We start from the raw sequence: 8,258 nt of genomic DNA, 5'->3' as shown, positions 1-8,258 counted from the left end.
TTGCCAACGACCCCGACGCGCTGCTGCCGCTGTACCAGGCGATGGTGCTGACGCGCCAGTTCGATCTGAAGGCGATCGCGCTGCAGCGCACCGGCAAGATCGGCACCTTTGCCTCGGCGCTCGGGCAGGAAGCCATCGGCGTGGGCGTGGCCTACGCCATGCGGCCCGAGGACGTGCTGGTGCCTTCGTACCGTGACCATGCCGCGCAGTTTGTGCGGGGCGTCACGATGACCGAGAGCCTGCTGTACTGGGGCGGCGACGAGCGTGGCAGCGGCTTTGCGGCGGCGCCGCATGACTTTGCCAACTGCGTGCCGATCGGCACCCAGGTGTGCCACGCGGCCGGCGCCGCGTATGCGTTCCAGTTGCGCGGCGAGCCGCGCGTGGCGGTCTGCCTGCTCGGCGACGGCGGCACGTCCAAGGGCGATTTCTACGAAGGCATGAACATGGCCGGCGCATGGCGCGCGCCGCTGGTGATCGTGGTCAACAACAACCAGTGGGCCATCTCGATGCCGCGCAGCGGCCAGACCGCGGCGCAGACACTGGCGCAGAAGGCCATTGCCGCGGGTATCCCGGGCGAGCAGGTCGACGGCAATGATGTGGTGGCGGTGCGGCACCGCGTCGGCGAAGCCATCGAGCGCGCGCGCGGCGGCGGCGGGGCCGCGCTGATCGAGGCCATCACCTACCGGCTGGGCGACCACACCACCGCCGACGACGCGTCGCGCTATCGCGACGAAGCCAGCGTCAAGGTGCACTGGCAGGCCGAGCCGCTGCTGCGGCTGCGCAACCATCTGCTGGCGCTGCACGCGTGGGACGCGGCACGCGAGGAGGCATTGATCAAGGCATGCTCGCAGCAGGTAGCGCAGGCGGTGGAAGCCTACCTGGCGCTGCCGGCGCCAGACCCGGCCGCGATGTTCGACTGCCTGTACGCCGCGATGCCGGCGGAATTGCAGGCGCAGTTGGAGACGGCACGGCGCTACGCGGCGCCGCACGGATAGCGAGGCGCCAGCAGCGAACGGCCCGAACGATCCCCACCCGACCACAGCGAGCGAACCATGGCGGAAATCAATCTGGTCGAAGCGGTCAACCTGGCGCTGGCCCACGCGCTGGCCAACGATCCCGACGTGATGCTGCTGGGCGAGGACATCGGCGTCAACGGCGGCGTGTTCCGCGCCACCGCGGGCCTGCAGGCGCGCTTCGGCGCGGCGCGGGTCATGGATACGCCGCTGGCCGAGGGCGGCATTGTCGGCGCGGCGATCGGCATGGCGGCGATGGGACTGAAGCCTGTGGCCGAGATCCAGTTCACCGGGTTTATCTATCCGGCCATCGACCACATCATCAACCACGCCGGCCGCATGCGGCACCGTACGCGCGGGCGGCTGTCATGTCCGCTGGTGGTGCGCTCGCCGTTCGGCGCGGGCATCCATGCGCCCGAGCACCATTCGGAGAGTCCCGAAGCGATGTTCGCGCATATGCCGGGCATCCGCGTGGTGGTGCCGTCATCGCCGGCGCGCGCCTACGGGCTGCTGCTGGCGTCGATCGCGGATCCCGATCCCGTCATCTTCCTGGAGCCGACGCGGCTGTACCGGCTGTTCCGCCAGGAAGTGGACGACGACGGCACGGCGTTGCCGCTCGATACCTGCTTTACGCTGCGCGAAGGCAACGACGTCACGCTGGTGAGCTGGGGCGCGATGCTGCAGGAAACGCTGGCCGCGGCGGACGAGCTCGCCGCCGAGGGCGTGACGGCCACGGTGATCGACGTGGCCACGCTCAAGCCGCTCGACATGCAGACCATCCTGGATTCCGTGGCGCGCACCGGGCGCTGCGTGATCGTGCACGAAGCACCGCGCACTGCAGGCTTCGGCGCCGAGATCGCGGCGGGGCTGGCCGACGCTGGCCTCTATTCGCTGGCTGCGCCGGTGCAGCGCGTGACCGGCTTCGATACCGTAGTGCCGCTGGCGCGGCTGGAATACACCTACCTGCCCGGCGTCGCGCGCATCGTCGACGCGGTGCGCAAGGCCATGGCGGCATGAGGCAATGATTGGCAAGGAGTGCCGATGAGAGTATTCAAGCTGCCCGACCTGGGCGAAGGCCTGCAAGAGGCCGAGATCGTGAGCTGGCACGTCAAGGCGGGCGATGCCGTGACCGCCGACCAGCCGCTGCTGTCGGTGGAGACCGCCAAGGCCATCGTCGAGATTCCGTCGCCCTATGCAGGCAGCATCGCCAAGCTGTATGCGCAGCCCGGCGATATCGTGCACCTGGGCGCGCCGCTGGTGGGTTTCGAAGGCGCGGGCGACGATGCCGATGCGGGCACCGTGGTGGGCTCGGTACAGGTTGGCACGCACGTGGTCAATGAAGCCGCGCCGCCGGGCGCCTCGGCGCCTGCCGCGGGCATGGCCGCACGCGTCAAGGCCACGCCTGCTGTGCGCGCGCTGGCGCGGCGGCTGGGCGTGGACCTGGCGATGGCAACCGCCTCCGGTCCGGAAGGCGTGGTCACCGCCGACGATGTCGAGCGCGTGGCCGCCACGCTGGCCGAACTCGGCGCACCGGAAGAGTTGCGTGGCGTGCGCCGCGCGATGGCGCAGAACATGGCGCGCGCGCAGAACGAAGTCGCCGCGGCCACGGTGATGGACGATGCCGATATCCACGCCTGGCAGCCCGGCGCCGACGTGACCATCCGGCTGGTGCGCGCATTGGTGGCAGGCTGCCGCGCCGAGCCCGGGCTCAACGCCTGGTACGAAGGCCAGACCGGGCGCCGCCACGTACTGAAGAAAATCGATGTGGGCATCGCCGCCGACCTGCCCGAAGGGCTGTTCGTGCCGGTGCTGCGCGACGTCGGCAATCGCGACGCGCCGGACCTGCGCAAGGGACTGGATCGCATGCGCGCCGATATCCGCGCGCGCACCATCGCGCCGGAAGAGATGCGCGGCAATACCATCACGCTGTCCAACTTCGGCATGATCGCCGGGCGCTATGCGGCGCCGATCGTGGTGCCACCCACGGTGGCGATCCTGGGGGCGGGGCGCGTGCGGGATGAAGTGGTGGCTGCAGGTGGCGTGCCGGCCGTGCATCGGGTGATGCCGTTGAGCCTGACTTTTGACCATCGCGTGGTGACTGGCGGGGAGGCGGCGCGGTTTCTGGCGGCGGTGATTGCGGATCTGGAACAAGCGGCGTAGGTATCTGGTACGTGCCAATTTTCGGTGACGCCTGAAAACGCTGCCGCCCGTCGCAAACCAGTGGTATCCGGCGCTGGTTGGCGCTGCAAAGCCGCTGTATATAATGCGGTTCCTACCGCCGCCGCCTCACCAGCCGGACCGCCACACCCCATGGAATCCAAAACCGCCCGCCTTACCATCCTGATCGACCCGGTCAAGAAGAAGGCCTTCGAAACCCTGTGCGCCTCGCAGGACCTGACGCCCTCGCAGGTGGTGCGGCAACTGATCCGCGACTACCTCGCCCAGCACGGCGTGGAATACGCCACCAAGCCCCGCGCCACCAGCAACACCCGGCAAAAAAAGTAATTCAGCGCAAAGCCCCCGCCTCGCTGCGGCTTTCCGCCTCACCCGCCAGCACGCTGCAGCGCCTTGCCGCTTCCGCCAGCGACTCCGCATAGTTCTCTTCCCCCAGCGCCGCCAGAACGCCCGCGCGCGCCAGCTTTTCCCGTACGCGCTCGTTGGCTTCGGCCAGCACCACCGCCACGCCGCGCTTGCGGAGCTTGCCGATCACGGCCTCCAGTGTCTGCAGGCCGGTCATGTCCATGAAGGGCACGCGTCCCAGCCGGATCAGCAGCACGCGCGGATCGGTATGCGTCTGCACCAGTGCGCGCTCGCACGCCTCCACCGCGCCGAAGAAGAACGGCCCCTCGATCGCATAGACCATCACGCCGGGCGGCAGCCGCACCGGCGGGCTGGCGTCGCCCTGCGGGCCGTTGGCGATGCCGAGTTCGCGTTCGATCTCCAGCGCGTCTTGCCGCGCCACTTCCACCGATGACGACATGCGCCGCAGGAACTGCAGCATGGCCAGGATCACGCCGATATTGACCGCCACCACCAGATCGGTCAGCACCGTCAGCGTGAAGGTGATCAGCAGGATCGCCACGTCGGCGCGCGGCGCACGGCGCACCATGCGCGCGAAGTGGCGCACCTCGCTCATGTTGTAGGCCACCACGAACAGGATCGCGGCCAGCGTGGCCAGCGGCACGCTCGCCGCCAGCGGCGCCAGGAACAGCAGCACCAGCACCAGCGTCAGCGCATGCATGACGCCGGCCAGCGGACTGTTGCCGCCGTTGCGGATATTAGTGGCGGTGCGCGCGATCGCGCCGGTGGCGGCAAACCCGCCGAACAGCGGCGCCAGGATATTGGCGATGCCCTGCCCTACCAGCTCCTGGTTGGAATCGTGCCGCGTGCCGGCCATGCCGTCGGCCACCACCGCCGACAGCAGCGATTCGATCGCGCCCAGCATGGCGATGGTGAAGGCCGGCCCGGCCAGCTCGATCACGCGCGCCAGCGTGACCTCCGGCAAGGTCGGCGCCGGCAGCCCGCGCGGCAGTCCGCCGAAGGCGCTGCCGATGGTCGCCACGCCGTCGAAATGGAACAGCGCCTGCACCGCGGTCGCCACCACCAGCGCCACCAGCGGGCCCGGGATGCGATGCAGCCAGCGCACCCGCGGCGCCCCCACCACCAGCAAGAGGCTGGCGATGGCCAATGCGGTGGTGGCCGGATGCCATTGCGGCAGCGCCTGCAGCAGGTGCCAGAATTTTTCGTGGAAGTGCTCGCCGGCCACCGGGGGCAGGCCGAAGAAGTCGCGCCACTGGCCGACGAAGATGATCACGCCGATGCCAGCGGTAAAACCGACGATCACCGGTGCCGGAATAAAGCGGATCACGCTGCCGAGCCGCGTCAGCCCCATCGCCAGCAGGATCAGCCCCGCCATCAGCGTGGCGATCTGCAGCCCGTCGATGCCATGGCGCGCGGTGATCGCGGACAGCACCACGATAAAGGCGCCGGTGGGCCCGGCGATCTGCAGCCGGCTGCCGCCGAACAGCGACACCGCCAGCCCGGCGACGATGGCCGTGTACAGCCCCTGCTCCGGCTTGGCCCCTGACGCGATCGCGAAGGCCATCGCCAGCGGCAGCGCCACCACGCCGACGATCACGCCGGACACGATATTCGGCAGCCAGTTGGCGCGCCGGAACAGTCCGGCCAGCCATGCTTCGCGCAGCGCGATCATGCGTGGGTCCCTTTCAGTCGTGAGCGGCCATCAGTGGCCATGCGCGGCAGAGTGCGCCCGCGGGGGCATGCAGGTGCATCGGATGATAACAGCATGTTAATGGCCGTCACATGCCGCGCCGGCGCCCGCGGCTCGCGCCGCGGTCGCCCGGACAACGCTCCAGCCAGCCCTGCGTCAGCCTGTCGTTCTCATCGTCCACTTCCTATACTGGATTGGCTCGCCCGGCAGTCCGGGAGACGGGCCACGCGGTCGACTTACTGCAATCGGAGGCCCACCATGTTCAGGCACCTGCTTGTCCCCACCGACGGCTCCGCCCGCGCTGAAGCCATGGTAGCCCGCGCCATGGCATTCGCCAGCCGCATCGGGGCCCGCGTGACCGGCCTGCATGTGATTCCCGAGTACCACTTGCTGACCTACCGGCTGACCAGCCTGCAGGACACCAAGGAGAGCTACGCCGCCGAGGCCGCGCGCCACGCCGATACCTTCCTGGCAGCGGTCACGCGCGCCGCGGGGCAGGCCGGCGTGCCCTGCGAAGCCATCACCGCGACCGACGACCATCCCTGGCAGGCCATCGTCCAGTGCGCGCAGCAGCGCGACTGCGACCTGATCGTGATGTCGTCGCACGGACGGCGCGGGCTGCAGGCACTGCTGATCGGCAGCGAAACGCAAAAGGTGCTGACGCACAGCACGATACCGGTGCTGGTATTCCGCTAGGCGTCCCGAGGCAATACCCGCGCGGCGCCGGCCGGCACGGCGGCGACGCGCTTTTCCACCCCCATGCCAACTGCAAGGAGCGCAACCATGGCGATTCGACTGGGCGAGCAAGCCCCCGACTTCACCGCCGAAACCACCGAGGGAACGATCAATTTCCATGAGTGGATCGGCAACGGCTGGGCCATCCTGTTCTCGCATCCCAAGGACTTCACGCCCGTATGCACCACGGAACTGGGCTACATGGCGCGGCTCAAGCCCGAGTTCGACAAGCGCAATACCAAGATCATCGGCCTGAGCGTCGACCCGGTCAGCGACCACCAGCGCTGGGTCAAGGACATCGAGGAAACGCAGAACTGCACCATCAACTATCCGATGATCGGCGACGCCGATCTGAAGGTGGCCAAGCTTTACGACATGATCCATCCCGAAGCCAGCGGCAGCGGCCCGCGCACGGCGGTGGACAACGCCACCATCCGCTCGGTGTTCATCATCGGCCCGGACAAGAACGTCAAGGCCATGCTGGTGTACCCAATGAGCGCGGGGCGCAATTTCGACGAGGTACTGCGCCTGCTCGATTCGCTGCAGCTCAACGCCAAGCACACCGTGGCCACGCCGGTGAACTGGAAACCGGGCGAGGACGTCATCATCCCGACTTCGGTCTCGGACGAGGACGCGAAGAAGAAATACCCGCAAGGCTTCAAGACGCTGAAGCCCTATTTGCGTACAGTGGAACAGCCGAAGTAAGCTGACGGCAAAGCGGCAAGCCAACCCCCGGCGCGGTACCGGCCGGGGGTGTCTGACTTGTCCACAGAAACTATCCACAGGTTCGGTGGATATCCCCCCTCTTGACAACCGCAAAGGGCGCGCCGGCGCTGGAAAGCACTGGAGTGCCCGTTTTATAGGCAACCTGCCGGCGTACGGGAATGCTTGCGGCCGCTTGCATTTTGTGCCTGCTGCCGCCTGCCACCGCATACGTGCTGGCGCCAATAAAAATTGGCGGCACGATGGCCGCCATTCGATGCTTTTGTGATGGTTCCCAGACAATGACCGCTCGGCCATCGGGAAACCGTCTTCCGTTGCTTACCGCGTCAGCACATCGCGGATCGTATCGGCCAGTTCCTTGGCCACGAACTTGGCCACATAGGCGTCAGCGCCCACTTTGCGCACATGCTCCTCGCTGGCCTCGCCCGACAGTGACGAGTGAATCACCACCGGCAGCTGCTTCAGCCGGCTGTCCGCCTTGATCTTGCGCGTCAGCGTAAAGCCGTCCATCTCCGGCATTTCCAGATCGGTCAGCACCAGCGCCACCTCGTCGTGCACCGACTTGCCATGGCTGGCTGCGTCCGTCGCCATCTTGTCGAGCAGGTCCCACGCCTCCTTGCCCGACTTGGTCATCACCACCGGCGCCCCCAGCGCCTTCAGCCCCTGCTCGATCAGGCCGCGTGCCAGCGCCGAATCGTCGGCGGCGATCACCTTCGCCCCCGGGCGCAGATGGAGCTGCGGCCCGACCGCGCCCGGATCCACGTCCGGCTGGCGGGCCGGCAGCACGTCGCGCAGGATCTGCTCGACGTCCAGCACCTGCACCAGCCGTGTGCTATCCGTGCCCGCGTCCAGCTTGGCGATGCTGGTCACATGGCCGGTGCGCACGCTGGCCTCGGCCGAATGTACCTGGTTCCATTCCAGCCGCACGATTTCTTCCACCGCCTCCACCGCAAAGCCCTGCGTGGAGCGCGCGTACTCCGTCACCAGCAGGATCCCCAGCCCGCTGCGCGGCTTGCAGCCCACCAGCCTGGGCAGGTCGATCACCGGAATGACCTGGCCGCGGATATCGGCCATGCCGAGGATCGACGGATCGGCGCCCACCACCGTCGTCACCGGCGGCATCACCAGGATCTCGCGCACCTTGAAGACGTTGATGCCGAACAGCTCCGACTGCCCGCTGTGCTCGGCATCGCCGAGCCGGAACAGCAACAGCTCGAACTGGTTGTTGTTGGTGAGGTTAGTCCGTTCGTCGATGTCCCTCATGGAACTGCTCATGCGTCGCTCCCGTGCCTGCGTTTGGATGGTGTATGCCGCCGTCGTTGTCATGGCCTGCGGCCGCGCGGCGGTTGGCGGGCGGCAGGGGTCATGACTGGATATCGGCTGGAGGGGATCGGGAATTGAGGGAGGAAGGCTTTCGGTATGCCAGCGCCTGCCCTCTCCCCCGGCCCCACTCCCGCAGGCGGGAGAGGGGTGGGGGAGAGGGCAGGAGCCTCAACGAAGTCACGCGCGTGGGTATGCCATCGGCGCGAGACCAGCAGCGTATCAGGACGACTTCC

The 8,258-nt window shown here is 67.9% G+C and carries 8 protein-coding genes; 6 read left to right on the top strand and 2 right to left on the bottom strand.

Features of this window, described 5'->3' with window-relative positions; all coding sequences use genetic code 11:
• The 4 genes from pdhA to AB1I47_RS32870 form a co-directional block, all read left to right on the top strand.
• Nucleotides 1-995, top strand: a 995-nt coding sequence (gene pdhA / locus AB1I47_RS32885; RefSeq protein ID WP_354687835.1) for a pyruvate dehydrogenase (acetyl-transferring) E1 component subunit alpha, incomplete at its 5' end; no start/stop codon positions are given.
• Nucleotides 996-1,052: 57 nt separating this feature from the next.
• Nucleotides 1,053-2,030, top strand: a complete 978-nt coding sequence (locus AB1I47_RS32880) for an alpha-ketoacid dehydrogenase subunit beta (protein ID WP_354687834.1) — start codon at nt 1,053-1,055, stop codon at nt 2,028-2,030.
• A 24-nt stretch (nt 2,031-2,054) separates the two neighbouring features.
• On the top strand, nt 2,055-3,173 hold the full coding sequence (locus AB1I47_RS32875; protein ID WP_354687833.1) for a dihydrolipoamide acetyltransferase family protein: 1,119 nt from the start codon (nt 2,055-2,057) through the stop codon (nt 3,171-3,173).
• Between the two features lie 150 nt (nt 3,174-3,323).
• Entirely contained in the window at nt 3,324-3,518 is a 195-nt protein-coding gene (locus AB1I47_RS32870) for a CopG family transcriptional regulator (RefSeq protein ID WP_354687832.1), read from the top strand.
• A gap of 1 nt (nt 3,519) precedes the next feature.
• Here AB1I47_RS32870 and AB1I47_RS32865 read toward each other — a convergent pair whose 3' ends face one another.
• Nucleotides 3,520-5,226 carry a SulP family inorganic anion transporter gene (locus tag AB1I47_RS32865; protein ID WP_354687831.1) on the bottom strand — a complete coding sequence of 569 codons (1,707 nt, stop codon included), beginning with the start codon at nt 5,224-5,226 and terminating at the stop codon, nt 3,520-3,522.
• 276 nt (nt 5,227-5,502) lie between these two features.
• Here AB1I47_RS32865 and AB1I47_RS32860 point away from each other — a divergent pair, with 276 nt between their 5' ends.
• The gene (locus tag AB1I47_RS32860; RefSeq protein WP_354687830.1) at nt 5,503-5,940 is read left to right on the top strand and encodes a universal stress protein; all 438 of its coding nucleotides are present in this window, start codon (nt 5,503-5,505) and stop codon (nt 5,938-5,940) included.
• An 87-nt stretch (nt 5,941-6,027) separates the two neighbouring features.
• Nucleotides 6,028-6,684 carry a peroxiredoxin gene (locus tag AB1I47_RS32855; protein ID WP_354687829.1) on the top strand — a complete coding sequence of 219 codons (657 nt, stop codon included), beginning with the start codon at nt 6,028-6,030 and terminating at the stop codon, nt 6,682-6,684.
• Nucleotides 6,685-7,020: 336 nt separating this feature from the next.
• Here the strand turns inward: AB1I47_RS32855 and AB1I47_RS32850 are convergent, their stop codons facing one another.
• Entirely contained in the window at nt 7,021-7,977 is a 957-nt protein-coding gene (locus AB1I47_RS32850) for a chemotaxis protein (RefSeq protein WP_354687828.1), read from the bottom strand.
• Between the last annotated feature and the right edge of the window lie 281 nt (nt 7,978-8,258).

Origin of the sequence: Cupriavidus necator (assembly GCF_040578825.1) — a bacterium.
Taxonomy (GTDB): Bacteria; Pseudomonadota; Gammaproteobacteria; order Burkholderiales; family Burkholderiaceae; genus Cupriavidus; species Cupriavidus necator_E.
Note: the sequence above shows the minus strand (reverse complement) of the source record. Positions and strands in the feature narration are given on the sequence as shown.

Excerpts from the sequence above, each read along its gene's own strand:
- AB1I47_RS32865 (WP_354687831.1), bottom strand. The coding sequence starts at position 5,226 with ATGATCGCGCTGCGCGAAGCATGGCTGGCCGGACTGTTCCGGCGCGCC.
- AB1I47_RS32870 (WP_354687832.1), top strand. The coding sequence starts at position 3,324 with ATGGAATCCAAAACCGCCCGCCTTACCATCCTGATCGACCCGGTCAAG.
- AB1I47_RS32880 (WP_354687834.1), top strand. The coding sequence starts at position 1,053 with ATGGCGGAAATCAATCTGGTCGAAGCGGTCAACCTGGCGCTGGCCCAC.
- AB1I47_RS32850 (WP_354687828.1), bottom strand. The coding sequence starts at position 7,977 with ATGAGCAGTTCCATGAGGGACATCGACGAACGGACTAACCTCACCAAC.
- AB1I47_RS32860 (WP_354687830.1), top strand. The coding sequence starts at position 5,503 with ATGTTCAGGCACCTGCTTGTCCCCACCGACGGCTCCGCCCGCGCTGAA.
- AB1I47_RS32855 (WP_354687829.1), top strand. The coding sequence starts at position 6,028 with ATGGCGATTCGACTGGGCGAGCAAGCCCCCGACTTCACCGCCGAAACC.
- AB1I47_RS32875 (WP_354687833.1), top strand. The coding sequence starts at position 2,055 with ATGAGAGTATTCAAGCTGCCCGACCTGGGCGAAGGCCTGCAAGAGGCC.